24 protein-coding genes are annotated in these 25,199 nt (G+C 71.5%); 11 read left to right on the top strand and 13 right to left on the bottom strand.

Annotated features, from left to right (window positions below; all coding sequences use genetic code 11):
- Window positions 1-102 precede the first annotated feature (102 nt).
- A complete protein-coding gene (locus ACWD5F_RS07330) occupies window positions 103-2,316 on the top strand; it encodes an outer membrane protein assembly factor BamB family protein (protein WP_451251971.1) in 2,214 nt (737 codons plus the stop codon).
- A gap of 288 nt (window positions 2,317-2,604) precedes the next feature.
- On the opposite strand, the gene ACWD5F_RS07325 is transcribed toward ACWD5F_RS07330, so the two are convergent.
- From ACWD5F_RS07325 to ACWD5F_RS07315, 3 genes are all read right to left on the bottom strand, one after another.
- Complete coding sequence (locus ACWD5F_RS07325; protein WP_451251969.1) at window positions 2,605-3,603, bottom strand: NAD(P)H-dependent flavin oxidoreductase; 999 nt, start codon at window positions 3,601-3,603, stop codon at window positions 2,605-2,607.
- A 119-nt stretch (window positions 3,604-3,722) separates the two neighbouring features.
- The gene (locus ACWD5F_RS07320) at window positions 3,723-4,136 is read right to left on the bottom strand and encodes an AMP-binding protein (RefSeq protein ID WP_451251967.1); all 414 of its coding nucleotides are present in this window, start codon (window positions 4,134-4,136) and stop codon (window positions 3,723-3,725) included.
- Window positions 4,137-4,291: 155 nt separating this feature from the next.
- On the bottom strand, window positions 4,292-5,449 hold the full coding sequence (locus ACWD5F_RS07315) for an acyl-CoA dehydrogenase family protein (protein WP_451251965.1): 1,158 nt from the start codon (window positions 5,447-5,449) through the stop codon (window positions 4,292-4,294).
- A gap of 123 nt (window positions 5,450-5,572) precedes the next feature.
- Between ACWD5F_RS07315 and ACWD5F_RS07310 the strand changes: the two genes are divergently transcribed.
- The 3 genes from ACWD5F_RS07310 to ACWD5F_RS07300 all read left to right on the top strand — a co-directional run bounded on the left by ACWD5F_RS07310 (window position 5,573) and on the right by ACWD5F_RS07300 (window position 8,564).
- Window positions 5,573-6,421, top strand: a complete 849-nt coding sequence (locus ACWD5F_RS07310; RefSeq protein WP_451251963.1) for an enoyl-CoA hydratase-related protein — start codon at window positions 5,573-5,575, stop codon at window positions 6,419-6,421.
- Window positions 6,418-7,611: a TetR/AcrR family transcriptional regulator gene (locus ACWD5F_RS07305; protein WP_451251961.1), complete on the top strand. Its 1,194-nt coding sequence runs from the start codon at window positions 6,418-6,420 to the stop codon at window positions 7,609-7,611. Before ACWD5F_RS07310 ends, ACWD5F_RS07305 begins: the two co-directional genes overlap by 4 nt.
- Before the next feature lie 215 nt (window positions 7,612-7,826).
- Window positions 7,827-8,564: a dienelactone hydrolase family protein gene (locus ACWD5F_RS07300; RefSeq protein WP_451251959.1), complete on the top strand. Its 738-nt coding sequence runs from the start codon at window positions 7,827-7,829 to the stop codon at window positions 8,562-8,564.
- 100 nt (window positions 8,565-8,664) lie between these two features.
- Here the strand turns inward: ACWD5F_RS07300 and ACWD5F_RS07295 are convergent, their stop codons facing one another.
- Window positions 8,665-9,060 carry a YybH family protein gene (locus tag ACWD5F_RS07295; RefSeq protein WP_451251957.1) on the bottom strand — a complete coding sequence of 132 codons (396 nt, stop codon included), beginning with the start codon at window positions 9,058-9,060 and terminating at the stop codon, window positions 8,665-8,667.
- A gap of 146 nt (window positions 9,061-9,206) precedes the next feature.
- On the opposite strand from ACWD5F_RS07295, the gene ACWD5F_RS07290 reads away from it, so the two are divergent.
- Window positions 9,207-9,779 carry a hypothetical protein gene (locus ACWD5F_RS07290; RefSeq protein WP_451251955.1) on the top strand — a complete coding sequence of 191 codons (573 nt, stop codon included), beginning with the start codon at window positions 9,207-9,209 and terminating at the stop codon, window positions 9,777-9,779.
- Window positions 9,780-9,793: 14 nt separating this feature from the next.
- Here the strand turns inward: ACWD5F_RS07290 and ACWD5F_RS07285 are convergent, their stop codons facing one another.
- The 6 genes from ACWD5F_RS07285 to ACWD5F_RS07260 all read right to left on the bottom strand — a co-directional run bounded on the left by ACWD5F_RS07285 (window position 9,794) and on the right by ACWD5F_RS07260 (window position 15,406).
- On the bottom strand, window positions 9,794-9,931 hold the full coding sequence (locus ACWD5F_RS07285) for a hypothetical protein (protein ID WP_451251953.1): 138 nt from the start codon (window positions 9,929-9,931) through the stop codon (window positions 9,794-9,796).
- Between the two features lie 68 nt (window positions 9,932-9,999).
- Window positions 10,000-11,571, bottom strand: a complete 1,572-nt coding sequence (locus ACWD5F_RS07280) for a carboxylesterase/lipase family protein (RefSeq protein WP_451252301.1) — start codon at window positions 11,569-11,571, stop codon at window positions 10,000-10,002.
- A 57-nt stretch (window positions 11,572-11,628) separates the two neighbouring features.
- Window positions 11,629-12,267 (bottom strand): GOLPH3/VPS74 family protein, encoded by a 639-nt coding sequence (locus ACWD5F_RS07275; protein ID WP_451251951.1) that lies wholly within the window; start codon window positions 12,265-12,267, stop codon window positions 11,629-11,631.
- A 111-nt stretch (window positions 12,268-12,378) separates the two neighbouring features.
- Window positions 12,379-13,038 carry a response regulator gene (locus tag ACWD5F_RS07270; protein WP_451251949.1) on the bottom strand — a complete coding sequence of 220 codons (660 nt, stop codon included), beginning with the start codon at window positions 13,036-13,038 and terminating at the stop codon, window positions 12,379-12,381.
- Window positions 13,035-14,204 (bottom strand): sensor histidine kinase, encoded by a 1,170-nt coding sequence (locus ACWD5F_RS07265; protein ID WP_451251947.1) that lies wholly within the window; start codon window positions 14,202-14,204, stop codon window positions 13,035-13,037. The genes ACWD5F_RS07270 and ACWD5F_RS07265 overlap by 4 nt, the downstream gene beginning before the upstream one ends.
- Before the next feature lie 80 nt (window positions 14,205-14,284).
- Window positions 14,285-15,406, bottom strand: coding sequence for a serine hydrolase domain-containing protein (locus ACWD5F_RS07260; protein WP_451251945.1), 1,122 nt, complete (start codon window positions 15,404-15,406; stop codon window positions 14,285-14,287).
- Between the two features lie 92 nt (window positions 15,407-15,498).
- On the opposite strand from ACWD5F_RS07260, the gene ACWD5F_RS07255 reads away from it, so the two are divergent.
- The 6 genes from ACWD5F_RS07255 (at window position 15,499) to ACWD5F_RS07230 (ending at window position 20,080) form a co-directional block, all read left to right on the top strand.
- Window positions 15,499-15,966 carry an N-acetyltransferase family protein gene (locus ACWD5F_RS07255; RefSeq protein ID WP_451251944.1) on the top strand — a complete coding sequence of 156 codons (468 nt, stop codon included), beginning with the start codon at window positions 15,499-15,501 and terminating at the stop codon, window positions 15,964-15,966.
- Complete coding sequence (locus tag ACWD5F_RS07250) at window positions 15,963-16,532, top strand: hypothetical protein (protein ID WP_451251942.1); 570 nt, start codon at window positions 15,963-15,965, stop codon at window positions 16,530-16,532. The genes ACWD5F_RS07255 and ACWD5F_RS07250 overlap by 4 nt, the downstream gene beginning before the upstream one ends.
- A 42-nt stretch (window positions 16,533-16,574) precedes the next feature.
- The gene (locus tag ACWD5F_RS07245; protein ID WP_451251940.1) at window positions 16,575-16,994 is read left to right on the top strand and encodes a YciI family protein; all 420 of its coding nucleotides are present in this window, start codon (window positions 16,575-16,577) and stop codon (window positions 16,992-16,994) included.
- Window positions 16,991-18,136 carry an RNA polymerase sigma factor gene (locus ACWD5F_RS07240; RefSeq protein ID WP_451252299.1) on the top strand — a complete coding sequence of 382 codons (1,146 nt, stop codon included), beginning with the start codon at window positions 16,991-16,993 and terminating at the stop codon, window positions 18,134-18,136. Before ACWD5F_RS07245 ends, ACWD5F_RS07240 begins: the two co-directional genes overlap by 4 nt.
- 92 nt (window positions 18,137-18,228) lie before the next feature.
- Window positions 18,229-19,437, top strand: a complete 1,209-nt coding sequence (locus ACWD5F_RS07235; protein WP_451251938.1) for a 4-hydroxybenzoate 3-monooxygenase — start codon at window positions 18,229-18,231, stop codon at window positions 19,435-19,437.
- Window positions 19,438-19,609: 172 nt separating this feature from the next.
- Window positions 19,610-20,080 carry a hypothetical protein gene (locus ACWD5F_RS07230; protein WP_451251936.1) on the top strand — a complete coding sequence of 157 codons (471 nt, stop codon included), beginning with the start codon at window positions 19,610-19,612 and terminating at the stop codon, window positions 20,078-20,080.
- 18 nt (window positions 20,081-20,098) lie between these two features.
- On the opposite strand, the gene ACWD5F_RS07225 is transcribed toward ACWD5F_RS07230, so the two are convergent.
- The 3 genes from ACWD5F_RS07225 to ACWD5F_RS07215 are packed head-to-tail and all read right to left on the bottom strand — an operon-like array spanning window position 20,099 to window position 25,195.
- Window positions 20,099-22,207 carry a bifunctional serine/threonine-protein kinase/ABC transporter substrate-binding protein gene (locus ACWD5F_RS07225; RefSeq protein ID WP_451251935.1) on the bottom strand — a complete coding sequence of 703 codons (2,109 nt, stop codon included), beginning with the start codon at window positions 22,205-22,207 and terminating at the stop codon, window positions 20,099-20,101.
- Window positions 22,208-22,212: 5 nt separating this feature from the next.
- Entirely contained in the window at window positions 22,213-24,378 is a 2,166-nt protein-coding gene (locus ACWD5F_RS07220; RefSeq protein ID WP_451251933.1) for a bifunctional serine/threonine-protein kinase/ABC transporter substrate-binding protein, read from the bottom strand.
- Window positions 24,371-25,195, bottom strand: coding sequence for a hypothetical protein (locus tag ACWD5F_RS07215; protein WP_451251931.1), 825 nt, complete (start codon window positions 25,193-25,195; stop codon window positions 24,371-24,373). The genes ACWD5F_RS07220 and ACWD5F_RS07215 overlap by 8 nt, the downstream gene beginning before the upstream one ends.
- Between the last annotated feature and the right edge of the window lie 4 nt (window positions 25,196-25,199).

Here is a 25,199-nt window from a genome sequence, read left to right as displayed (position 1 = left end):
GGCGAACGATAGTGCGAAAAAAGGGTGCGTCGGGGATGATGTGGGATCTTCGGGGGCGGCTGCACGGGGCGTCGGGTGACGGCAAGTCAGGGGGGCTTTGCGGTGGAGGCGTTCGAGGCTCTGGAGGCGGGGGATCCGGAGCAGGTGGGGCGGTACCGCATCGTGGCGCGGCTGGGCGCGGGCGGTATGGGGCGGGTGTACCTGGGACGTTCGCCGGGTGGGCGTGCGGTGGCGGTCAAGGTGGTGCGTGCGGAACTGGCCGAGGACGGTGACTTCCGACGCCGGTTCGCCCGGGAGGTGGCCGCCGCCCGTCGGGTGAACGGGGTGTTCACCGCGGGTGTGGTCGACGCCGATCCGGACGGGGCGCCTGCGTGGCTGGCGACGGCGTACGTGCCGGGGGTTCCGCTGGGCGACGCGGTGGCGGCGCACGGACCGTGGCCCGAGGGTCCGGTGCTGGCGCTCGGGGCGGGGCTGGCCGAGGCGCTGGAGGCGATCCACGCGGCGGACGTGGTGCACAGGGACCTCAAGCCGTCGAACATCCTGCTCGCGACGGACGGTCCGCGGGTGATCGACTTCGGGATCTCGGTGGCCGGCGAGGCCAGCGCGCTGACCCGGACCGGCATGGTGGTGGGCACGCCGGGGTTCATGTCCCCCGAGCAGCTGACCGGCAAGCCGGTCGGACCGGCCAGCGATGTCTTCTCGCTGGGCGCGGTGCTTGCCTTCACCGCCACCGGGGCCGGGCCGTTCGGGTCAGGCTCGGCGCACGCCCTGAGTTTCCGCGTCGTGTACGAGGAGCCAGACCTGCGTCAAGTCCCGCCCGCCCTAAGGGCGTTGGTGGCCCGATGCCTGTCCAAGGAACCCGACCGGCGGCCCACCGTGGCCGCGCTGCTGCACGAGTTGGCCGAGGCCGCGGGCGGTGAGCAGCCCGCCGCCCACATCCCCACCCAGCCCGGCTGGCTCCCTGAACCGGTCGCCGCGACCGTGCACGCGCGCACCGTCACCGCGCCCCGGCGCCAGGCCCCACCACCCGCACTGCCCGAGGCGTCCGAGGCGTCCGAGACGTCCGAGCCTCCGTCTCCGGACCCGGTGGCGGCGGAAGGCGGTACCGGCCCGTCACCACGCCCGGCGCCGACACCGCCGAGGGAAGAGGACGGCTTCGTCCTGCCGCCGCCCGCAGACCGGCCGCCGCCCCGGGTGCCCGGGAACGCCGCGGGACGGCCGCCCGGGATCACCCGCAGACGGGCCCTGTTCGGTGTCGGAGCCACCGCCGTGGTGGGACTCGGCTACGCCGGCTGGAAGATCGGTGGCGGCGGTTCCTCCACCGAAGAACCCGACTCGGACCCCACCCTCACCGCCCCGTCCGGTGAGCGACGTTGGAAGTTCCACGTCGGCTCAGGCGTGTACGCATCGGCGGCCGTCACCGCCGGGACAGTGTGCGTCAACGTCTACGGCGACCTGCACGCGGTGGACACCGCCACCGGAAAGCGCCGGTGGACGGCGCACACCGGCAGTGGCGCCCAGTTGTCGCCGACGGCGGCCGGGGGAGTGGTCTACATCGGCGGGACGGACGGAGGCCTGTACGCGGTGGACGCAGTCACGGGTAAACGCCGATGGACGTTCCCCACGAGCAACCCCGTGTTCACGGTGGCGGCCGTGGCCGCGGGGGCGGTCTACTTCGGCAGCGTGCAGGGCGACCTGTACGCGGTGGACGCCGCCACGGGCAAGCGCAGGTGGACGTTCCCGGCCGGCCTCCCCAACTACTCGTCGCCGGCGGTGGCCGGGGGAGTGGTCTACGCCGTCGGCGACGACGGCGCTCTGTACGCGGTGGACGCGGTCACCGGCAAGCAGCGCTGGAAGTTCCGCGTCGGCAAGGAGGGGTTCTCGTCGCCGGCCGTCGGCGACGGGACGGTCTACGCCGGGAGCCCGGACGGAAACCTCTACGCCGTGAACACCGCCACCGGCAGGCAACGCTGGACGTTCCCTACCGGCGGCAAGGTGTACTCACGGTCGGCGGTGGCCGACGGGGCGGTGTACCTCGGCAGCGAGGACGGCGCTCTGTACGCGGTGGAAGCCGTCACCGGCGACCGACGGTGGAAGTTCCCCGTCCGAGGCGGTGGGGTCACGTCGCCGACGGTGGCCGACGGGGTGGTCCACGTCGGCAGCGCCGACGGCGACGTGTACGCGGTGAACACCGCCACCGGCAAGCAACGGTGGACGTTCCCCACCGGCGGCAGCGTGTCCTCGTCGCCGACGGTGGCCGACGGGGTGGTCTACGTCGCCAACAGCGCAGGCGATCTGTACGCGGTGACGGAGTAACGGAGTAGCGGTACCTGCCCCCCGATTCCGGCGGTCCGCTGTCCGGAACCTCGGGCTTGGTCCTCGCGCGGGTCGGGCACACGCTCGCGCTGTGTGACGCGAGGACGGAGGGTGCAGGGTGAAGGACGAGCTGCGCGCGGTGGTGGTCGGCGACAGCGTCCAGGTCGTGCATGTGTGGACGCCGAACGCGCTCCATGTCCCGCAGGCGGAGGCGGCGTTGTGGGCGGGAGACGCCTGACGGCTCAGGCGAGTCCGGGTCCTGGTAGGCGGGACCTCCATCGAGGGTGTTCAGGCCCCGTGCGTGGTCGCGCCGTGCGTGCGTGTCTTGGTGTGCAGGGCGAACCGCGCGTCGTCGTACTGCTTCTTGAGCGTTGCGACGAGGTCCGCGACGGTCGTGCTCTGTTTGATGGCGCCAATGCCTTGGCCCGAACCCCAGACGTCCTTCCATGCCTTCGGCTTCGCGGTGTCGCTCGTGCCGAAGTCCATCGCGGTCGGATCCGACTCCGAGAGGTTGTCCGGGTCGAGTCCGGCGGCGGAGATGCTGCCACGCAGGTAGTTGCCGTGGATGCCGGTGAACAGGCTGCTGTAGACGATGTCCTTCGCGGCGCCGTCGACGATCATCTGCTTGTACGCGGTCGAGTTGTTCGCCTCGGTGGTGGCGAGGAACGCGGAACCTACGTACGCGAGGTCCGCGCCTGCGGCCAGCGCGGCCAGGATGGAGCGACCGTGGGCGATGGCGCCCGACATCAACAGCGGACCGTCGAACCACTCCCGGATTTCCTGCACAAGGGCGAACGGTGACTGCGTGCCCGCGTGGCCGCCAGCCCCTGCGGCCACGCCGATCACACCGTCGGCACCCTTTTCGATGGCCTTGTGCGCGAACTCGTTGTTGATGACGTCGTGGAGCACGACGCCTCCGTAGGAGTGCACCGCGTCGTTGATCTCCGGCCGCGCACCGAGTGACGTGATGACGATCGGCACCTGGTGCTTCACGATCACGTCCATGTCGTGCTCAAGGCGGTCGTTGGAGCGGTGCACGATCTGGTTCACCGCGAACGGGGCGACGACGGCCTGCGGGTGCGCGGCCGCGTACGACGCGTTCTCCTCCGTGATGCGATCGAGCCAGTCCGACAGGAGTGAGGCGGGCCGAGCGTTGAGGGCCGGAAACGAGCCGATGACCCCGGCCTGACACTGGGCGATGACCAACTCCGGGCCGGAGGCGATGAACAACGGCGAGCCCACCACGGGAAGCGTGAGGGGCTGCGAGAGAACGGGGGGCAACGGCATGACGAGTCCTTCAGCGGGTTGGTGGTCAGCCCTGTGACGGGCGTAGCTCTCTGTGTCGGCCTTCGGGTTCCGGGCGCAGGTACGGAGTGGCAATGCTGACGTCCCAGGTCCTGTCCGGATCAGGCGGTGCCGGTGCGGGCGGCGGTGGCGTCCACCGCGCGGGCGGAAGGGCCCAGCACGGGCAGGAAGCACTCCTCCGTGATCACCAGACGGGCCTGCGAGTCGGTGAGCAGGTGGGCGACCTGCTGGGGCGAGGAGGTGTTGTAGAGCGAGAACGGGATCGCCCCCAGATGCAGGACGGCGGTGTCGGCGAGGTGGAACTCGGGCCGGTTGCGCAGCATGAGCGCGACTGTGTCCCCGCGGCGCACCCCCACAGCCGTTAGCCCCTGGGCCAGGACCCGGACCCGGTCGGCGTACTCCGACCACAGCAGCGACCTCGTACCGCCGACGGTACGCAGGGCCACCAGGCCGGCCTGACGCGCGGCGGTCTGCTGGAACGCCTCACACAACGTCCGGGGCAAGGTCGATGTCACCGGGCAGCTCCTTCACTGTCGGGGAGGGCTTGCTCGTGGGGGCGCCGAGCGAGGGAGCCGCTTTGCTTGCCGCGCCCGCGTGGGGTGCGGAACGCCTCGTACACAAGTGCTTCCGTGGTCATGCGCGCACATTCCTCTCTCGGTCCAGGGGCCGTTCACAGTGAGCGGGCGACAAGTTCCTTCATGACTTCGTTGGCTCCGCCGTAGATGCGCTGGATGCGGCCGTCGGTGAACATTCGGGAGATCGGGTACTCGGCCATGTAGCCGTAGCCGCCGTGCAGTTGGAGGCAGCGGTCCACGACCTCGGTCTGCCGGTCGGTGATCCAGTACTTGGCCATCGAGGCGGTGGCGGCGTCCAGCTCTCCGTCCAGGTGGCGCTGGACGCAGTCGTCGAGGAAGACCCGGGCCACGTGCGCGGTCGTGGCGCAGTCCGCCAACTCGAAGCGTGTGTTCTGAAGTTCGAACAGCGGTCGCCCGAAGGCGTGCCGTTCCTTGGTGTAGGCGACCGTGGTGTCCACGGCGGCCTCCAGCCAGGCCAGTCCGAGCGCGGCGACCAGCAGCCGCTCCTGAGGCAGTTGCTCCATCAGCTGCACGAAGCCGAGGCCCTCGCGGGAGCCGAGCAGATTCGCCGCCGGGACGCGCAGCTCGTCGAAGAACAGCTCCACGGTGTCGGTGCTGTGCTGGCCGATCTTCTTCAGCACCCGGCCGAGCTGGAATCCGGGCGTGTCCTCGTCCACCTCGGCGACCAGGAGCGAGAGTCCGCGGGCGCCCTGGGCCGGGTCGGTCTTGGCCGCGATGATCACGAGGCCGGCGTTGTGGCCGTTGGTGATGAACGTCTTCGCGCCGCTGATCAGGTAGTCGTCACCCGCGCGGACCGCCCGGGTCTGGATGCCCTGGAGGTCGGATCCGGTACCCGGTTCGGTCATGGCGATCGCGCCCAGCAGTTCGCCGTCGGCCATCCGGGGCAGCCAGCGGCGCTTGTGTTCCGCGGTGCCGTACGCGTTGACGTAGTGGGCCACGATGCCGGAGTGGACGATCATGGGCATGCCCGAGGCACCGGCCTTGATCTGCTCCTCGACCAGTACGACCTCATGGGCGATCGTCCCGCCGCCACCCCCGTACTCCTCCGGGATCGACGCGCACAGCAGGCCCAGCTCGCCCGCCCGGCGCCACAGCTCCTTCGCGGGGAACCCCTGCCGGGCGAACTCTTCCTCGCGCGGCGCCGCCTCCTTCGTGAAGAAGGTGCGGGCCAGGTCACGCACGGCGTCCAGTTCGTCGGTCAGCCATGGGGATCGGTATGCCGTCGTGGTCATGCGACACCCTCGCAGTCTTCATAGCGTCCTAATGGCCATTAACTTCATGCATCTGAACCCTTGCTGTCAAGGCCGGAAGTGGATGACAATCAACCTAGGGATGATTAACAAGAGAGGCTAGAGATGCCCGCCTACCAGCAGATTCGCTACGACCTGACCGATCGGGTGGCGACCATCACGCTCGACCGCCCCGCGGCGCGCAACGGCTACACCCTTCGCATGGCGCAGGAGCTGCTGGACGCCTTCGCTCACGCCGATGCCGACGAGGAGGTCCGGGTCGTGGTCCTCACCGGCTCCGGACGCGACTTCTGCGTCGGCGCCGATCTCTCCGGAGGCGGCTTCGAGGTGGACGGGGTAGGGGAGGAGGACCTGCCGTCTCTGGAACTGGAGCCCGCCGGCAGCGTCACTGCCCGTATGTTCACGATGAACAAGCCTGTCATCGCCGCGCTCAACGGCGCCTCGGTGGGCGCGGGCGCGACGGTGCCGCTGGGTGCCGACTTCCGGCTGGCGGCCCACGACAGCAGGTTCGGCTTCCCCTTCACCCGGCGCGGCATCGTCCCCGAGGGCGGATCCAGCTGGTTCCTGCCCCGCCTGGTGGGTCTGTCCACCGCCCTCGACTGGACGCTCACCGGGCGGGTGTTCGGCGCGGAGGAGGCGCTGCGCTCGGGACTGTTGCACGGCGTCCACGAGCCCGATGCGCTCATCGACGCGGCCTACGCACTCGCGCACGAGATCGCCGATCGCACCGCCCCGGTGGCCGTCGCGATCACCCGGCAGATGATCTATCGTCTGTCGTCGCTCGACTCACCCGACCGAGCCCACCAACTGGAGACCCGACTGGTGCGCCTCCTCACCCTCAGCCCGGACGCCGTCGAAGGTGTCACCTCGTTCCTGGAGCGGCGGCCGCCGAAGTTCCCCGGCCGGATCGACGACGGCCTCCCGGACTTCCTGCCCTGGGCCGGTGATCAGTGACGTCGCCCTCCGGCGCCCCGCCCCGGCCCGGGAAGCCGACGCGACGCGACCAGCTCGCGGCGATCGCCGCCGGACTCTTCGCACGCGACGGCTACCACAACGTTTCCGTCCAGGACATCGCGGCAGCCGCCGGGCTCAGCGGACCGGCGCTCTACCGCCACTTCCGCGGAAAGCAGGCCGTGCTCGCTCACATCCTGCTCGCCGGCCTCGACGACGCCGGTCGCGTGCTCGATGAGTACACCGAGGCCGGCACGGGTCGGGAACTCCCTGAGGTTTACGCGGGGTTGGCGGCTCTCGTCGTCTCCCGGCCCGAGTTCGGCATGCTCTGGCGGCGCGAGCGTCGACACCTCACGCCCGAGGACGCCAATGAGGTGAGAAAGCGCGCGATACGGATCGGTGCTCCACTGATCCGCGCGTTGCAGAGCCGGCGGCCCGAGCTGGATTCCTCCGACGCGTCTCTGCTCACCTGGGGGGCGTTCAGCGTTCTGGGGAGCATCTCCGACCACCGCGTCCGGCTGCCACGCACGGCATTCGAGGAAGTCCTCACGGCGATCGCCCTGAACACCCTGGCGACCGACCTGACCGCCGCCTCCGCACCGCCGCTCTCCCCGACGACCGCCCCGTCCCTGCTGGACGCCCGGCGTGAACAGCTCCTCGCCGTGTCGGCCCGGCTCTTCCGGGAACGTGGTTTCCACGCGGTGACCATGGAGCACATCGGCGCCGCGGCGGGCATGGCCGGGCCCAGCATCTACACCCACTTCGGGGGCAAGATCGACCTGCTCCAGACCGCCGCGAGCCGGATCCAGGAACGCCTGCGGCAGAACGTCACAGCCGCGCAGGCGGCCGGTCTGCCCGCGCGCGACACGCTCGACCTGCTGGTCATCTCCTACGTCGACACGGTGCTGGACTACCGGGACCTGGTCGCCGCCTACTTCGCCGAAGGCCACAACCTGCCCGAGCGCGATCGCACGGAACTGCGCCGCTTCCAACGTGCCTTCGCCGCGTACTGGGCGGAGGTGACGGGAGCGGCAGCGCCAAGTCCGGACCCGGACCCGAAGGAGGTACGTATCCGCGTCCATGCCGCGTTCGCCGTCGTCAACGACCTTGCGCAGACGGGCCAGTTCACCGCTCGCCCGGCCTTGGCAGCGGAGCTTCGCGCCCTCATGCACACGGTCCTGACCGAGAGATAGCGCCGGTCTCCAGTGCCACGGACACCGAGTTCGGTATGCACTGCACGGTCGCCGTTCCTCACGGACGCCCTGCGGCTGCGGCCGTAGAGGCCCTAGTGCGATGCGCCCGACGGTTCTAGTGAGCTTCCGCTGTATTTCAAGGGGATGCCCACGCTGCTCTGCCAGCGGCAGAACAGCGACCGGACCGGGCTCGACGATCACTACAGTCCGGTCACATGACGACGATTACGACGCGTACGGTCGAGTACCCGGCCGACGGTCTGACGATGATCGGGCACCTCGCGCTCCCGGCCGGCGTCGACCGCCGGCCCGCGGTGCTGCTCGGACCAGAGGGCACGGGGCTCAGCGACGTCGAGCGCCGCCGGGCCGATGCTCTCGCCGAACTGGGATACGTAGCGCTGGCCTTCGACCTTCACGGCGGGCGCTATTTCAGCGACCCCGAGGAGATGCTGGCCCGTTGCCTGCCACTGCTTGCTGATCCCGACCGGATGCGGAGCATCGGCCATGCGGCACTCGACGTGTTGCGCACCGAACCGCGGACCGACCCCGACCGGATCGCCGCCATCGGCTACGGCACCGGGGGCGCCGTCGCGCTGGAACTCGGGCGCGACGGCGTCGACTTGCGTGCGATCGGCACAGTCAACGCACTGATGACGGGGCGACCGGACGAGGCGGCGCGCATTCGGTGCCCGGTGTGGGCCGGAGTCGGGTCGGAAGACCCGATCATGCCGCCCGCGCAACGGAACGCCTTCACCGCTGAGATGCAGGCCGCGGGCGTCGACTGGCGCCTCACGATCTACGGCGGCGCCTTGCACGCCTTCCACCACCCACCGGTCGACCACCCCACGGTCCCCGGCGTCGGCCACCACCCGCAGCACGCACAGCGCGCCTGGCGCGACGTCGTCGACCTGCTCGCCGAGTGCCTGCCCGTGGGGGAGGAGTTGGGGGCCTGACCTGGGCGAACATGCTGGCCCCAGGTCTGGCCGGCGTCCTGCACTGACCCGGCCGAATCGATGGCGCCGAGCGGGAGGGAACGAGCGGAGAGCAGAGGGATCAGGAGCTCAGATGCTCATGCAGCATCCTCCAGCCGCCCTCCCGCCGGACGATCGCATTGGTGCCCCGACCCTGGCCAGAGCGTGGTTCACCGTCGACGACTCCGGTCCAGCCAAACCGGTAACGGCACACCGCGATGTCGGAGGTGAGCACCGGCCACTCCAGCTCCCGGATCTCGTACACCTCGTCGAGGATCGTCGCGAACGTCTTCTCGATCGCGGACCGGATTTCCCCGATGCCCTGATACGAGCCGTCCGAGAACCAATACGTGGCGTCCTCAGCGATGAACGGCACGACCCGCTCGATGTCATGACTGTTGTTGGCCCGCTCGTACTCGCTCATGAACAACACGAGTTCGGATGCCAGGGATACCTGCTTCGTCACGACGGTCAGCATGCCAACAGTCACACGCGACCCTCTCGGTGATCCAGGCCCACCCGGTGGCCCGGCCTCGATCGAGAGTTGGTGGATCATCTCGCTGACACCGCCTCAACCGCCGTGGCAGGGTGCGGTGATCGGGTAGAGCAGAGAGAGGGGCTTCCATGGAGGCACGGATGTGGGACGCACTGGTCAGCGTGGCGAAGAGCGCGTACACCGCCGGGCTGGGCGAGGGCACCGTCCCGCGCCCGCTCATCATGCCGTTGGTGCGCGGCGAGTTGGTCGGGATGATCTGGGCCCGACCCCTCAAGGGCGGCCGGGACGCACTGACCGGGATCGCGGAACTCGCGAACATCGCCGCAGCAGCCGGCGCGGACGAAGTGGTCCTGGCCTGGGAGACCCACGATGTCGCCATCGCCTGTGAACTTCCCGTCGTCGCCCCGGCGCCGTGCCTGAACATGGTGCTCGCCGATCGCGACGGGCACGTCCTGCACCAGTTCCCCTACAGCGAGGAGCTCCTGTCCCTCAGTCCCGAGGGCCGGCCGTCGGTCGCCCCGGACTGGAGTCCGGCCCCCGCGCCGCAGCCGGACGCCGAGCTGGTGCCGCCGATCCAGGCGGCGGTGAACTTCTCCTTCATCCCGCTCGAGCTGGATCACCCTTCCCCGTTCGGCGTCACCGTCGTGCTGATGGAGGAAGACGGCTACCGGGTGCGCCTGACCGAAGCGTTCGCCTTCTGAACCGCCGCGGCAGATCATGCCGGCGCCCAGGGTGTGTAGCCGAGGTACACGTGTCCCAGGCGCGCCAGGCGGATCACCCGGTCGACGACCACCGAGGTGAACAAGCGCCTCGCGGAGGTCTCGCCGAACCGGTCGATGTACGCGACCACCACCTCGTGGTCCTTCGCAGCGCGAGTGCGCCACCAAACACCATCGCCAGGACGGAACACGGAACACAATCTCAGAGCGCATCCCAGAACCCGCAGTGATGGCGGACCCCCACCGTGCCGTTGGGAACGACGTGGTCAGGCGCCAGCGACAGCACCGTCTGCCGGGGCCAGTGCGGTGACGTCGGGCCGTTCGGGTCGCCCGTGCGGGCGAAGCGGGTCCAGTAGTCGATCATCGTGTCGGCCAGCCGGTGCTGTGCGGCGGTGAGGTCGCGGGGACGGCCGCCCAGGTCGAAGAGGTAGGGCAGTTCGCTCGCGTGCGGTGCGCCGAGTGGGAACGGTGGTGTGCCCGAGGTGAGCGGCGGGGCGTGCTCGTCGGCGAACTCGTAGCGCCAGGTGGGTACTTGGGTGGAGAGCAGGGCATCGGTGCGTGCCGTCGGGCAGGCGAAGTTGGCGTCGCCGATGACCGCCCCGAACACCGGACCCCCGTCGGTGCGGTGCACCGGATACTCGCGGACGATCGCCTTCGCCTGCCCCGGGGAGGGGAAGAAGGCGGACACGACGTCGGGCCAGGTGGCGGGGGTGACGGGGTTGCCGGCCTGGATGATCCCGGCCGCCCAGCCGTTGCCCTCGTCGTGGTTGTTGCCGATGAGCACGGGGACGTGGTGGAAGCGGCCGGCGGCGATCGCCGTCGCGGGGTCGCTGGGCAGCAACTGGGTCTCGTAGGCAGGTTGTTGGTCCGTGTCCTGGGCCGCGAGTAGGCGCGGGACTGCCACTCGCCGCAGGCAGGTCATCACTTCGCGGGCGGAGCCGCAGCCGACCTTCGCCGCGAGGTCCGTGCCCGTGGCGCGCGCCGTCGACAGGGGGACCGAGGACGGCGCGAACGGGCGGTCGGGGCTGCCGGTGCACGGGCCGCTCTCGATGATCGCCTGGTCGAAGAGTCCCGCGGCGGCCGGTGAAGCGAGCTGGGCGCAGACGCTGTAGCCGCCCGCCGATTCACCGGCCAGCGTCACGTTGTGCGCGTCGCCGCCGAAGACGCCGATCTCGGCACGGACCCAGCGCAGCGCCGCCTGCTGATCCGCGAGGCCGAAGGTGCCCGAGCCGGGCAGCCCGCCCTGCGAAAGGAAACCCAGGGCGCCGAGGCGGTAGTTGACGGTGACGACCACGACGTCGCCGCGAGTCGCCATGCGGTGGGCGTCGTAGGAGCTGCCCGCTCCGGTGGTGAAGCCGCCGCCGTGCAGCCATACGATCACCGGCCGGGGGTGTGCCGGGTCCGCGCCGTCGGGCGTGGTGACGTTCAGGTGGAGACAGTCCTCGTCGGTGCTGCCGCCCGGCACCTCGCCGGCCGGCTGCGGGCAGGCGCTCGCGGGCTCGGTCGCGTTCCGTACCCCGGACCAGGGGATCGCATGGTGGGGCGGCGCCCAGCGCAGCCTGTCGACCGGGGGAGCCGCGTAGGGGATGCCTTGGAAGGTGCGGTAGCCGTCGTGGGCGGCACCCCGCACCACGCCGTCGTGCGTGCTGACCGTCGTGCCGGCAGGCAAGGCAGACAAGGCAGACAAGGTCGGCTGGGCCGGTGGCGCCGCCGACCAGGCCGTCGCGAGTACGGCGGTCAAGGCGCAGCCCAGAGTGGTCAGGGCGCGGTGCATGGTCGTCATTTCCCGGTTCATCTGCCGGTTCATCTCCCCGTTCGTTTCCCCGTTGGGTCAGCTGCCGCCCATGCCTCCCTGCGCGGCGATCATGGTCGTCGGCAGCGCGCGTACGGCCTTCTCCAGGCCCGGCCCGAGCGCGGCGAGCCGCCCCGTGCAGGCGTCGATACGGGCCCGGTAGGTCTTCTGGTCCCGCCGCGACACGACCGAGCGGATGCGCCCCGCCGCGGCCAGCGCCAGCAGCGCGGCGTCGGTGGCGGGGATCTCCCGTACGGGACCGTCCCCGTGCAGCGCCGCGGACACGCGCGCGTGGAGCGCGGCGGGCACGGCGCGGTCCGTCACGGTCGTCCGGCGGCTCCCGAAGGGCGTGCGAGCCGTCCGCACGGTGAGGAGTCCCGCCGCGGCGAGCAGGTCCTCCACCTGGGTCAGCGTCCGCTTGCGTCGGCTGCGCACGAGGTGCCGCCAGCCGTGCCCGCCGGCGGCGTCGCGCAGCACGCCGTCCAGGACGGGGTCGCCGATCGGTTCCGTGCCGGACACGGCCACCGTGCCGCCCGCCTCCCGCAGCCGACCGCGCGAGGCGAGGTCGACCAGGGCGGCGGCACGGATCAGCAGCTCCGTCCGGGAACGGTCGAAGGGTCCGTCCGCCGACTCGTCGTGGGCGAGCAGATACATGAGGCAGGGCAGGTCGTCGATCACACCTCGACGCTACGGCCGGCTGCCCCGGTCCCGGATCGGCCGGGGGAACGGCCCGGCACTGGGAGCATAGGAGGACGACGGCCCGGCCTCCTCCCTGAGGAGGAGGCGCCGTCAGGGGCGCCGGGCCCGTACGAGGCCGTGGTCGTAGGCGGCGACCACGGCCTGGACGCGGTCTCGCGCGCCCAACTTGCGCAGTACCGCGGTGACATGGTTCTTGACCGTGGCCTCCGAAAGGCGCAGGCGCTCGGCGATCTCCGCGTTCGACAGGGCCTGCCCGATCAGAGTGAGCACCTCCCGCTCGCGCCCGGAGAGGTCGCGCAGGGAGGGCGGCGGTGCCTGGTCGGGCGCGGTGCTCAGGAACCGGTCGAGAACGCGGCCCAGCACGGTCGGCGCCAGCAGCGCCTCACCGCGCGCGGTCACGCGGATCGCGTCGACGAGTTCGGTGGGACGGATGTCCTTCAGCAGGAAGCCGCTCGCCCCGGCCCGCAGCGCGGCGACCACATGCGCGTCCACGTCCCACGTGGTCAGCACGAGCACCCTGGCCGCACTGCCCGACGTCACGATCTGCCGGGTCGCCTCGATACCGTCCACCACGGGCATGCGTACGTCCATCAGCACCACGTCGGGCGCCAGTTCCCGTGTCAGCCGCACCGCCTCCCGGCCGTCGGACGCCTCACCGACCACCTCCAGGTCCTCCCGGGCGTCGATGATCATGCGGAATCCGGTACGGACCAGGACCTGGTCGTCGGCCACCACCACACGCAGCGTCACAGCGCGTCCTCCACCGGCAGCCGCGCCGCCACCTCGAAGCCGCCCCCGGGCAGCGCACCGGCGCGCAGGCTGCCGCCCACCAGCCGTGCGCGCTCCTTCATCCCCACCAGGCCGCGCCCCTCTCCCGCAGTGGCCGAACTCCCTTGCTGCGTGCGCCCGTTGTCCACCACCGTGACCTCCACACACTCCCTCTCCGCCGTCACACGCACACTGACCTCGTCCGCGTCGGCCGCGTGCCGCAGCGTGTTGGTGAGAGCCTCCTGGACGATCCGGTACGCCGCCAGATCCACCGCCGCTGGCAGCCTGTCGGTGGCGCCCTCGCACCGCACGCGCACGGTCATCCCGGTCGCGCGGACCCTGTCGGCCAGCTCGTCCAGACGCGCGAGCGAGGGCCCCGGCTCCCGCTGCTCGCTGGCCCCGTCGTGCTCCGCGTCGGGCCCGAACGCGCGCAGCAGCAGGCGCAGGTCGCCGAGTGCCGAGCGGGCGCCCGTCTCGATGGCCCGCAGCGACTGCCGGGCCTGTTCGGGCTGTTGGGTGAACACGTCGTCGGCGGCGCCCGCCTGAATGACCATCACCGACAGCGTGTGCGCCACGACGTCGTGCACCTCACGCGCGATCCGCGCCCGTTCCTCCACCACGGCCCGGCGCAACTCCGCCCTGATGCGCTCCTGTTGGGCTCTGCGCCACTGCCCGGCGGTCCAGGCCAGGGCCACCGCCAGCAGATAGACGGTCAGCCCCGCGCCGCCGCCCGACCCGAACGCCAGGGGTGCCGGCAGACACATCGCCGCGAGCGCTCGTACCGACACCTGCCGCGACCTGGTGGCCGACAGCACGCACAGGGTGACCTGTGCCGCGAGCAGCGCCCCCGTCAAGGTCACCGCGGGCAGCAGCGCCCACACCGCGAGGCCCGTCAGCGCGTTCGCGGCCAGTACGGCGACCGGGGCGCGTACCTGCCACCGCAGGGCGCAGACCTGGGCGAGGACCAGGGCCACCGCCACGGGCAGCCGTCGCCCGTGCTCCGTACCGGCGACGAGCACCGAGGTGCCCAGGACGGAGAGCACCAGACCGGACGACCCCCACCACAGCGCCCGGGCCGCCCGGGACGACAACTCGCCCCGCGCCTCTTCCACGAGCGCGTCGTCGGGTCGTCCACCGGTGCGATCCACGTCACGAGCCTATCCGCGCACGGCGGGCCGTTCAGGAGACCGCGGTCTGCATGTCACTGTCCGCATGTCCCGAGGCGGGCTCAGCGGGCCCGGGCCAGATGGTCGGCCAGGATCGCGGAGACCGACAGCACGGTGTCGAAGTCAGGGACGAGCCGGGTCTTCGTCAGCGCGAAGGCGATCCCTCGCTCAGGGTCCGCGTAGGCGTAGCTCCCGCCTCCGCCCGGCCATCCGAAGGCCACGGAGTTCTCCTCGGCGGGCGCGCCGATTCTGCCGATCGGGAAGCCCAGCGCCATCCGTACCGGAGTGCCGAAGACCTGGTCCGTGCCCTCGAAGGCGGGCGCGGACAGTTCCGCCAACCGCGCGGAATCCACGAGCCCGCCCTGCAACAGGGCGTTGAACATCGCGGCAAGACCGTGCGCGGTGGCCGTACCCACGGACGGGATGTCGGCGCCCAGGATCTCGGCCCTGTTGCCGAACTCGGCACTCGGCCGGCTCTCCCACGGCGCGAGGATCGCTTCGCCGTCCCCCGGGTCACCCTCCGCCGGGTCACCGTCCCCCGTTTCGGCGGGCCACTGGCGCGCCTGCTGTTCCAGGCGCGCCAACCCCGGCAGCGCCTCCTTCGGAGCGGCGAAATACATCTGCCCCTCGATACCGAGCGGCGCGGTGATCCACTCACGCAACAGCTCGTGCACGGGCCGCCCGGTCGCGCGCCGGGCCAGCTCACCGACGAGAAAGCCGAAGGTGTACGAGTGGTAGCCCATGGCCTCGCCCGGCCGCCAACGCGGTTCGGCGGCGGCCAGCGCCGCACCCACCCGGGACCAGTCGGGCAGCTCGACCGGCGTGATCTCGCGCGGCATCGCCGGCAGACCGACCGTATGGGTCAGCACGTGCCGGAGCGTCGCCGTGCCCTTGCCGTGCGCGCCGAACTCGGGCCAGAGATCCGTGACCGGGCTGTCGTAGTCGAGATGGCCACGCGCGACGAGCAGATGCGCGAGCGTGGCCGCGACGTTCTTGACCGCGGAGAAACTGAAGATCGGCGTGCTGGAGGTGACCGGCCGCCCGGTGACCGGGTCGGCCGTGCCGGCCACCGCGTCGACGATCAGGTCCCCGTCCTGGAAGACGGCGACCTGCACACCGTTCTCCGCGCCGGTGTCGACCAGCGCGTCGATGTGACGCTGAATCCGTTCCTGCACCTCACTCATCGCGGTCAACCATGCCAAATCGGCCGCCGCGGCGTCGAACGACCGTCATCCCGGTGGTCCGGGGCGGGAAGGGGGTCGGTAGCGTGCCGATCATGGCGGACTGGAGCATGCGACCGGCGCGGGAGTCGGACGTCGAGACGGTGGCCGAGTTGCGTGCGGTCGTGATGCGGCCGGACCTGGAGCGACTCGGGCGGTACGACGGGCGTCGCGTCCGGCAGCGATTCCGCGACGGTTTTGACCCGCGTCACACGTGGACGATCGAGGTGGCCGGCACCTTCGCCGGCTGCGTGGCCTTGCGCCCGGCCGAGGACGCCCACTGGCTGGAGCACTTCTACCTGGCCCCGCACCTCCAGGGCACCGGCATCGGTTCGGGAGTGCTGAGCGCACTACTGGAGCGGTCCGACCGCGCCGGCGTCCTGGTCCGACTGAACGTCCTCCAGGGCAGTCCCGCACGGCGGCTGTACGAGCGCCACGGGTTCACCGTCGAGACCGAGGACCCGGTGGACGTGTTCATGATGCGCAGGCCGCCGGTGCGAGGAGTCGCTACCGTGCGGTCATGACCGACCGCGCGGAGCACCCGCTGCTCTTCCTGGACGTCGACGGAACGCTTCTGCCCTACGACGGTGTACGACTTCCGTCGACCCCCGAGGGATGGCAGGCCTGGCAGCACACGTCGAATCCTCATCTGGCCAGGATCGACCTCGCCCATGGCCCGCGTCTGCTGGCGCTGCCCTGCGTGCTGACATGGGCCACCGCGTGGATGCACGACGCCAACGAAGTGATCGGTCCGCTGCTCGGGCTGCCGGAGCTCCCGGTGGCCGGTCTGCCGGAGGCGCCGGAGGAGAACGAGGTCGGCGTTCCGCACTGGAAGACCCGAACCCTGGTCCGGGCCGCGGCGGGACGCCCGTTCGTCTGGGTCGACGACGAGATCACCGATCTCGACCGGACGTGGGTGTCGACGCACCATCGAGGGCCCGCCCTCCTCCACCGCGTCGATTCCGCCTGCGGCCTGACCGACGCGGACCTGGCGGTCATCGAGGACTGGCTGCGCGGCCTGAGCACTCAATTCCAAGAAAACCTGGCCGGAGATGTCGAGAACCCCCGCCCGGCTCCGTCCCCGTGGTGAAGGCGGCCACAATGGGGCGCACCAGTACCGAGGAGAACCACGATGGCCAAGTACCTGCTGCTGAAGCACTACCGAGGCGCTCCGGCACCGGTCAACGACGTGCCCATGGAGCAGTGGACGCCCGAGGAGATCTCGGCGCACGTGGAATACATGAGCGACTTCGCGGCCCGGCTGGAGAAGAGCGGCGAACTCGTCGACAGCCAGGCGCTCTCGCCCGAGGGGACGTTCGTCCAGTACGGCGGTGAGGGGCGCCCGCCGGTCACCGACGGGCCGTTCGCGGAGACCAAGGACCTCATCGCCGGCTGGATGGTCATCGACGTGGACAGCTACGAGCGTGCCGTCGAGCTGGCGGGGGAGCTGTCGGCCGCGCCCGGGGCCGGTGGCAGGCCGATCCACGAGTGGCTGGAGCTGCGTCCGTTCTACAGCTCGCAGCCCACGGCCGTCGAATGCCCTTGGAAGTGAACGAGGCCCTGCTCAGGGGCCTCACACCGAACGTGCTCGGCATCCTCGTCCGCCGTGGAGCCGACTTCGCGGCGGCCGAGGACGCCGTGCAGGACGCGCTCATCGAGGCGGTCCGGGTGTGGCCCGCAGACCCGCCGCGCGACGCGAAAGGCTGGCTGGTCACGGTCGCCTGGCGCAAGTTCCTCGACGCGACCCGGGCGGACACGGCCCGCCGCCGGCGCGAGGACCTCGTCGAGGAGGAACCGGCGCCCGGACTCGGACCGGCGACGGACGACACGCTCCAGCTCTACTTCCTGTGCGCCCACCCGTCGTTGAGCCCGTCGTCGGCGGTCGCGCTCACGCTGCGCGCCGTCGGCGGGCTCACCACCCGGCAGATCGCCCAGGCCTACCTGGTGCCGGAGGCGACGATGGCCCAGCGCATCAGCCGGGCCAAGCGCACGGTCTCCGGCGTGCGCTTCGACCAGCCGGGCGACGTCGCCACCGTGCTGCGCGTCCTCTACCTGGTCTTCAACGAGGGCTACTCCGGCGACGTCGACCTCGCCGCCGAGGCCATCCGCCTCACCCGCCAACTCGCCGCCGTGATCGACCATCCCGAGGTGGCGGGCCTGCTCGCCCTCATGCTGCTCCACCACGCCCGGCGCGCCGCCCGGACCGCACCCGACGGCAGCCTCGTGCCGCTCGCCGAACAGGACCGCGGCCAGTGGGACACGAAAGTGATCGCCGAGGGCGTCGAGATCCTCCAACGGGCGCTCGCCCGTGACCGGTTGGGCGAGTTCCAGGCCCAGGCCGCCGTCGCCGCCCTCCACGCCGACGCGCCCACCGCCGAGGAGACCGACTGGGTGCAGATCGTCGAGTGGTACGACGAACTCGCGCGCCTGACCGACAACCCGGTCGTCCTGCTCAACCGCGCGGTCGCCGTCGGCGAGGCCGACGGACCGCGCGCCGGCCTGGCCGCCCTCGCGGCACTGGACGACTCACTGCCCCGCCACACCGCGGTGGCCGCCCACCTCCACGAGCGCGACGGAGACCTGGAGTTGGCGGCGCGGCTGTACGTCGAGGCGGCCCACAAGGCACCCAACCTCGCCGAACGCGCCCACCTCACGCGCCAGGCCGCCCGCCTCAACGTCCGACGGAGCCGCTGACCAGTCCCCGGCACTCGCCGCCACCCTCACAGGCGCCCTTCACCCGGAACCGCGCGGAATGCAGCTACGCTGCCCCGGAGGGGGGTGGTCAAGTGGCCGCAGGTGACGGGGAGTTGGGCGAGCAGTCGGTGGAGTCCACGACTGTCGTGGTGATCGGCGCGGGGCCCGCCGGGCTGACCGTCGGCAACCTGTTGCGGCGCAGCGGCATCGACTGCGTCGTCCTGGAGCGCCAGACCCGCGACCACGTGGCGCAGCGCCAGCGCGCGGGCATCGTCGAGACGCGGGCCGTGCGGATGTTCGACGCCTGGGGGCTGGCCGACCGGGTCCTCGGCGGAGTCCCGTCCGAAGGGATCCTGGAGTTCCGGGTGGACGGCGAGAGCCACCTGGTGTCCGACAGCGACGGGTCCGACGGTCTCGGCGCCCGCATCTGCCCCCAGCAGGTCCTGGTCCAGAAGCTCACCGACACCTACCTCGCCGACGGCGGCGACCTGCGCTTCGAGGCCGCCGACATCTCCCTGCACGACCTGACCGGCGAGCGCCCCACGGTCCGGTACCGCGCCGCCGACGGCAGCCCGAGAGCCATCACCTGCGACTTCGTCGCCGGTTGCGACGGGGACCACGGCATCAGCCGAACCGCGGTCCCCGACGGCGTCCTCACCGCACACGCCCTCGACCACGGCATCGGCTGGCTCACCGTTCTCGCCGACGCACCGCCCCCGAGGTATCCGCTGCTGGCCGTCAGCGCGCAGGGCTTCGCCGCGCACTTCCCGCGCGGCCCGTACACCAGCCGCTACTACCTCCAGTGCCCGCCCGACGACGACCCCGCCGCCTGGTCCGACGAGCGTGTCTGGGACGCCCTGCGCACTCGGCTCGGCGACCCCGACCTCGGCTCCGGGCCGATCACCGACCGGGAGATCTTCCGGCTCCGCAGCCTGGTCCACGACCCCATGCAGTACGGCCGCCTCTTCCTCGTCGGCGACGCGGCGCACATCGTCTCCCCGATGGGCGGCAAGGGGATGAACCTCGCGCTCTACGACGCCGACGTGTTCGCGCGAGCGGTGGCGGACTTCGTGCGTGACGGCGACGAGAGCGCCCTGCGCACGTACTCGGAGCGCTGCCTGCGGCGGGTCTGGAACGACCAGGAGTTCTCCCACTGGCTGACCCGGACCGTCCACGACGCCGGCGACGACACGCACTCCGGGCCCTTCGAGCGGAACCTCGCCCGGGCCCGGCTCGACCGACTGTTCACCTCTTCCGTCGCCGCCCGCTCCTTCGCCGAACTCATGACAGGGATGGACTGAGCGCCTGACGGCGAATGGCGCTCGCTTGTTCTGTGCTCGAATGCCCGTTCCGTAGCAGATGCCGATCCGGCGGAGATTTCGTGAAAGCCGGAGGTCTGCCCCACCACAGACAGTGCATTCCGACTACACATGTCATGACCCTGCTTAACCACATCTCATGGGGGACTCACGGATGAAGCGTTTGCGCAGAACACAGCTGCTCGGCCTCGGCGTCATGGCGCTGATGCTCGGCCTGGTCGCCGCTCCCACCGCACAGGCGGCACCGGGACAGGCGGCCGCCGCCCCCGCTGCCGTCGAGTGCAGCGGCACCTGGGACAACAAGACCTACTGGGCCAAGAGCCCCTCGGGAAGCAACGGCGGCGGCTACGCCCGCACGTACTGGAACGCCTCGACCAAGCGCAACTGCGCCAAGTTCTGGTCCAGCCCCTATGACGGCCTGGCCTCGAACATCACGCTCTACCTCCACGACGAGAGCGGCGACTACACCGCCGACCCGCCCCCCGAGCACCCGGCGAACTACCACTACTATGCCGGCCCGGTCTACACCTGGTTCGACGCCACCAACGAGTGCATCCACCTGAGCGGTTCGCTGACCCGCGGCGGGGTGAAGTACACCCTCAGCACCCCGGACATCCGCTGCTGACCCGCCGGTCCGGCGTTCTCACACGCCTTTGCGGATGTCGTCGTGGCGGCAGGCGAACCGCAGTCTGCCGTCCGTGACTTGGTACAGGAACAGGCCGCCGTCCTTGTCGGTCTTCAGGAACTGGGACTGGCTGTCGTACGCGAACAGGCGCGTGATGCCCTGCCAGGGCTTGCGCAGGAGTTGAGCGCGCAGTGACACGCGACCCGTGCCTCCCTGGGTCGCGAGTCCCTGGGCCGTGAAGCGGACGGCGTCGTACGCCTCGGCGGCCCAGGGCGGTGGTGCGGTGCGGTAGCGGGCCCGGTAGGCGGTGGTGAAGGACCGCGTGCGGGGATCCGCGACCGCGTCGCAGTAGCCCGTGCTGATCCACCAACCAACGCCCGCCTTGAGGAAGGGCGTTGAGACGATGTGCTCGTCGGCGCCCCGGACGCCTCGGTAACCCGCGGCGTTCAGCGCTTGGGCGCAGGCGGCGGCGCGGGCCGGGGTGGCACCGGCGAAGATCATGGCGTCGTACGAGCCGGATGCGACGTCCTGGGCCGCGGCGGTGAAGTCGTCGTCGGCGGCCACGTCCAACTGGTCGACCCTGCCGTCGAGTTTGCCGTGCACGGTGATCATGCGGACCATGGGGAGGGTCTCCTGGTCGTCGGTGAGGTCGTGGACGGCGACGCTGCGGGTGGGCTTGACGACCCGGTTGAGATAGCGCACCACCGAGCCCGCACCGACGGTGCGGGTGGAGCGCAGGGCGAGCGTGCTAGTCGTGTTGGTGGTGAGGTCTTCGGCGTCGGCGCGGGTCACCAGCAGGCACACCCCGGCCTCGGTGCACACCGGTACCGCGGCGAGCACGGGCACGTCGTCGCCCGCGCCGATCACGGCGTACACGTCCGTATCGGCGATGAACCGGGCGGCGCCTGCGGCCGAACCGGCCGCCGTACCCCCGTCGTCGACGGAACGCAGCGCCAGGTCGAAGGCCCGGTCGGCGCGCGCGTTGTGCTGGGCGATCGCGAGCTGCGCCCCGCGCTGCTGAGCGCGGACCTCGGCACTCGACAGGTCGCCCAACAGGCCGATCACGCGGCGCGGCAGGGTGGGTTTCCCGGCGCCCGTCGGCGTACCGGACCGCCCCCAGAGCCACCAGGCCGTGCCGCCGCCGACCGCACTGACGCCCAGGGCGGCCGACGCGACGAGCAGGCGTCGGCGGGAGGGGGAGGGGACGGCCGTGGGAGGGGAGTCGGCGAAGGACAGGGCGGTGGGTTCGGGCACCGGCAGGTCGAGGACGGTCGCGGCGCGGTCCGCGACCATTGCGGGCAGCCCGGCCGGCAGCCATGAGGGGGTGCTGAACTCGCCGAAGACCGCCCGTAGTTGGGCCACGGTCGGTCGCGTAGACGGGTCCTTCGCCAGACACGCCCGCAGTGTCGCGTCGAGTTCGTGGGGGAGTCCGGTCAGGTCCGGTTCCTCGTTCACGGTCCGGTACAGCACGGCCGCGGCGCCCCCGGTGCCGAACGGGGGCCGCCCGGTGGCGGTGCGGGCCAGCACGCAGCCCAGGGAGAAGACGTCGCTCGGTGCCCCCACCGCCGTACCGCGTGCCTGCTCGGGGGAGAGATAGCCGGGGGAGCCGATCACCGAGCCGTCCGTGGTGAGGGCCGTCGCCCCCACGGCCCGGGCGATACCGAAGTCGATCAGGCGGGGCCCGTCGGCGGCGAGCAGGACGTTCGCCGGCTTCACGTCACGATGGACGAGCCCCGCCCGGTGCACGTCGTCCAGCGCCGCGGCGAGAGCCGCGCCGAGCGTGCGGACCTGGGCCGCCGGCCAGGGCCCTTGCAGCGCGAGCGCGTCGGAGAGCGGCAGGCCCGGCACGTAGGCGGTGGCGAGCCACGGTGAGCGGGCGTTCGCGTCGGCCGTGAGGACGGGCACCGTCCACCGGCTCGACAGGCGGGACGCCAGTTCCGTCTCACGGCGGAACCGCGCCAGGAAGCCGGGGTCCTCGGCGTACTCCTCGCGGATCACCTTCAGCGCGACCCAGGCACCGTGCGGCGAGCGCGCCAGATAGACCACGCCCATGCCGCCGGCCCCGAGCCGCCCCACGAGCCGGTGCCCACCGACGGACGACGGGTCGGCGGGCAGCAGCCGCTCCACGACTCCTACTCCTGCTTCGGAACGGCCGTGCCCACCTGCTGGAAGCGCCCGTCGTGAACCTGGTGGACGTAGATCTCCGTACCCATCTTCGGGTAGGTGGTGTCGTACTGGTTGTAGGTGTTGAATCTGTACGTGTGCGAGATGCCTTGGTAGGTGACCTTGCGCAGCCGCTTGGCGAGGGCGAGCCGGTCCGGGCGTCCGCCTCCTGAGGGCACGGTACGGGTGAACTCCCGCACCACCATGCGGACGCTGTCGTAGGCCTCCGTACCGTACGGATCCGGTGCGTCGCCGAACCGCTTGCGCCAGGCGGCGGTGAAGCGTTCGGCCTCCTTGGTCCTGAGCGCCGTGGGGTCGACGACGGACGACACGAGGTACCAGCCCTCGCCCGCCGCGCCCGCCAGCTTCGGGAAGTCGCTCCCGTACAGGAGATGCGACATCCACCGCGCTCCCGTGAAGCCGGTCGCGGCCACCTGCCGTGCCGCACGGACCGTCGCGTCCAGCGGTCCGAAGTACGCGAAGTCGTCGACGTCCTGCGAGAGGACGTAACTCACGGCGCCCGGCGCGTCGTTGGAGTCCTCGGCGACGATCCGCGGCACCACGTCGCCCTTGAGGGGGCCTCGCCACTGGACTGCCAGGACGCTGCCCTGGTCGTGCATGACGGACCCGCCGGACCGGTCGATGACGACGCCGAGCCGGCGGCCGCTCTTGCCGGAGAGAAGCGCCTGCAGCGCGATCCCGGTGCCTTCGGCCTGTTCGCCCGCGGCGGTCTGGAAGGAGACGGTGGGGGACCAGACATAGAAGTCGTTCTGCCCGGTCGCGCTGGAGACGTTGGTCAGCTTCGCCGCCGCGTAGACGCGCGAGGCGGAACGCATCGTCAGCTCGGTCACCGGTCCCAGCACCGCCACCACGTCCTTGTCCGCGGCGAATTCGTGGGCGACGTCGGTGGCCTTGTTCAGGTCGCCGCGGTCGTCGAGCACCCGCACGCGCAGGTCGAAGGCGCGGCCGGCGGTGGCGTTGTGCTCGGCGACGGCGAGCCGCGCGGCCCGCTCGCAGGCCCGGCTCACGGCGGTCCTGTCAGCGGTGCGGCTGACCTGTACTCCGAGGACGTACGAGGGCCGGCCGGCCGCCGTGTCCTTCTTGTTGTCGTCGCTGCCCGACGCCCATACCGCGGCCCCGGTGCCGCCGCCCGCCAGCAGCAGCGCGCCCCCGACCACCAGCAGGCGCCGGCGGGACGTGTGCGGTGGCTGGGCCGGTTCGGGGTCGTCCACCACCGTGGGCTCGATGTCCGGCAGGGCGAGGCTCTCCGCCGAGCGGGCCGCGACGGTGCGGGCGACCGGGTCGGGCAGCCAGGCGGCGGGGGACTCGGGGACGTCCGAGGCGAGCCGCGCCCGCAACTCCTCGGGGCTCGGCCGGAGTTCGGGCTCCTTGGCCAGGCAGGCGTCCAGTGTCTCCCTCAACTCGCCGGTCACGCCGTCGAGATCGGGTTCGTCGTGGACGGTGCGGTACAGCAGCGCGTCCGGGGTGCCCGTGCCGAACGGGGGTCGCCCGGTGGTGGCGTAGGCCAGTACGCAGCCCAGCGCGAAGACGTCGCTCGCGGATGAGGCGTCCTCGCCGCGCGCCTGTTCGGGGGCGAGGAAGCCCGGGGTGCCGACCACCAGGCCCGAGGCGGTCAGGGCGGTGTCGTCGGTGGCCCGGGCGATGCCGAAGTCGATCAGGCGCGGGCCGTTCACGGCCAGCAGGACGTTGCCCGGTTTGACGTCACGGTGCACAAGTCCCGCCGCGTGCACGGCGGCCAGCGCCTCGCCGACGAGCGAGCCCAGCACGCGTACGGCGGACTCGGGCAGCGGACCGTGTTCGCCGACCGCCTCCGCGAGCGAGGGCCCGGCGACGAAACCGGTCGCCAGCCACGGATCGTGCGCGGTGGCGTCCGCGCCGAGCACCGGAACCACCCACGGACTGTCGACCCGGCCCGCGAGGTCCGCCTCCCGTGCGAACCGGGCGCGGAAGCCGTCGTCGGCCGCGCTCTCCGCCCGGATCACCTTCACGGCGGCCAGCGCCCCCGCCTCGGAGCGGCCCAGATAGACCACGCCCATGCCACCGGCGCCCAGCCGGCGCAGCAGTCGGAAACCCCCGACCGCGGACGGGTCGGACGGACGCAGCGGCTCACTCATCGCCCGATCCCTTCGCCTCGGCGGACGCGCCGGCGTCGGCCCCGTCCTCGCTCTTGCCGATCCGGTCCACGTCGGCCGTCACGAAGTCGACGCCCCCCAACGCCGCCTGGGTCACCGTTGTCTGTTCCGTCTCCGTCGTGCCGGCGGGGTGCCGCACGGTCGCGGCCACCGTCACCGGGCCGAGCCGGTGCTTGTACCAGTCGAAGCGCCGCGCCTTCGGGTCGCCGTCCACGACGTACTGGCCGTACTCGGTGACGTCGTCGTCCGAGGTGCCCGTCCGCTGCTCGCCGTACGGATCGCCCCGCGAGGTCATGTCCCGCACCACGTCCGTCGCGTTCAGCCGTTGCTGCGGGCAGCGCAGCGACTCCTCCAGGGATGTCGCCATGTCCCGGCGGGCCTGGAGCGTGGAGGTGTGCACGGTCACGGTGAGGGACACGTAGACGGCGCCCTCGCCGTCCGCGCCCGGCCGGACGAAGGACCGGGTCAGGCTCGAGAGGACCGTGTCCGGGATCGCCTCGCGCCGCCACAGACAGTCCTCGCCCAGCACCGCCCAGGTGAAGGGGCCCGCCTCGTACGGATCACGCTTGCGGTAGCCGGAACCGAAGTAGTCCGGCCGCACGGTCACGCCACGGACGAAGGCCTCCGCCTCGGCGCGGGTTTTCGGTGCGTCGGCCTCGGCGATCGTGTAGGGCTCGTTCGCCGTCGTCTCCGACGGTGAAGGGCTCGCGCTGTTCCCCCCGGCCGCGCTCGGATCGCTCTTCGTCGTCGCGTCCTTGCCGGCCTGTCCGTTCGTGCATCCCGCCAGCAGCAGAGTCACCGCT

The organism is Streptomyces sp. NPDC002499, assembly GCF_053595415.1.
The sequence above is the reverse complement of the archived record's forward strand: the minus strand, read 5'-3'. Positions and strand labels throughout refer to the sequence as shown.

Excerpts from the sequence above, each read along its gene's own strand:
- ACWD5F_RS07325 (WP_451251969.1), bottom strand. The coding sequence starts at position 3,603 with ATGCCGTTGCCCCCCGTTCTCTCGCAGCCCCTCACGCTTCCCGTGGTG.
- ACWD5F_RS07315 (WP_451251965.1), bottom strand. The coding sequence starts at position 5,449 with ATGACCACGACGGCATACCGATCCCCATGGCTGACCGACGAACTGGAC.
- ACWD5F_RS07310 (WP_451251963.1), top strand. The coding sequence starts at position 5,573 with ATGCCCGCCTACCAGCAGATTCGCTACGACCTGACCGATCGGGTGGCG.
- ACWD5F_RS07300 (WP_451251959.1), top strand. The coding sequence starts at position 7,827 with ATGACGACGATTACGACGCGTACGGTCGAGTACCCGGCCGACGGTCTG.
- ACWD5F_RS07295 (WP_451251957.1), bottom strand. The coding sequence starts at position 9,060 with ATGCTGACCGTCGTGACGAAGCAGGTATCCCTGGCATCCGAACTCGTG.
- ACWD5F_RS07290 (WP_451251955.1), top strand. The coding sequence starts at position 9,207 with ATGGAGGCACGGATGTGGGACGCACTGGTCAGCGTGGCGAAGAGCGCG.
- ACWD5F_RS07280 (WP_451252301.1), bottom strand. The coding sequence starts at position 11,571 with ATGCACCGCGCCCTGACCACTCTGGGCTGCGCCTTGACCGCCGTACTC.
- ACWD5F_RS07260 (WP_451251945.1), bottom strand. The coding sequence starts at position 15,406 with ATGAGTGAGGTGCAGGAACGGATTCAGCGTCACATCGACGCGCTGGTC.
- ACWD5F_RS07255 (WP_451251944.1), top strand. The coding sequence starts at position 15,499 with ATGGCGGACTGGAGCATGCGACCGGCGCGGGAGTCGGACGTCGAGACG.
- ACWD5F_RS07250 (WP_451251942.1), top strand. The coding sequence starts at position 15,963 with ATGACCGACCGCGCGGAGCACCCGCTGCTCTTCCTGGACGTCGACGGA.
- ACWD5F_RS07245 (WP_451251940.1), top strand. The coding sequence starts at position 16,575 with ATGGCCAAGTACCTGCTGCTGAAGCACTACCGAGGCGCTCCGGCACCG.
- ACWD5F_RS07230 (WP_451251936.1), top strand. The coding sequence starts at position 19,610 with ATGAAGCGTTTGCGCAGAACACAGCTGCTCGGCCTCGGCGTCATGGCG.
- ACWD5F_RS07220 (WP_451251933.1), bottom strand. The coding sequence starts at position 24,378 with ATGAGTGAGCCGCTGCGTCCGTCCGACCCGTCCGCGGTCGGGGGTTTC.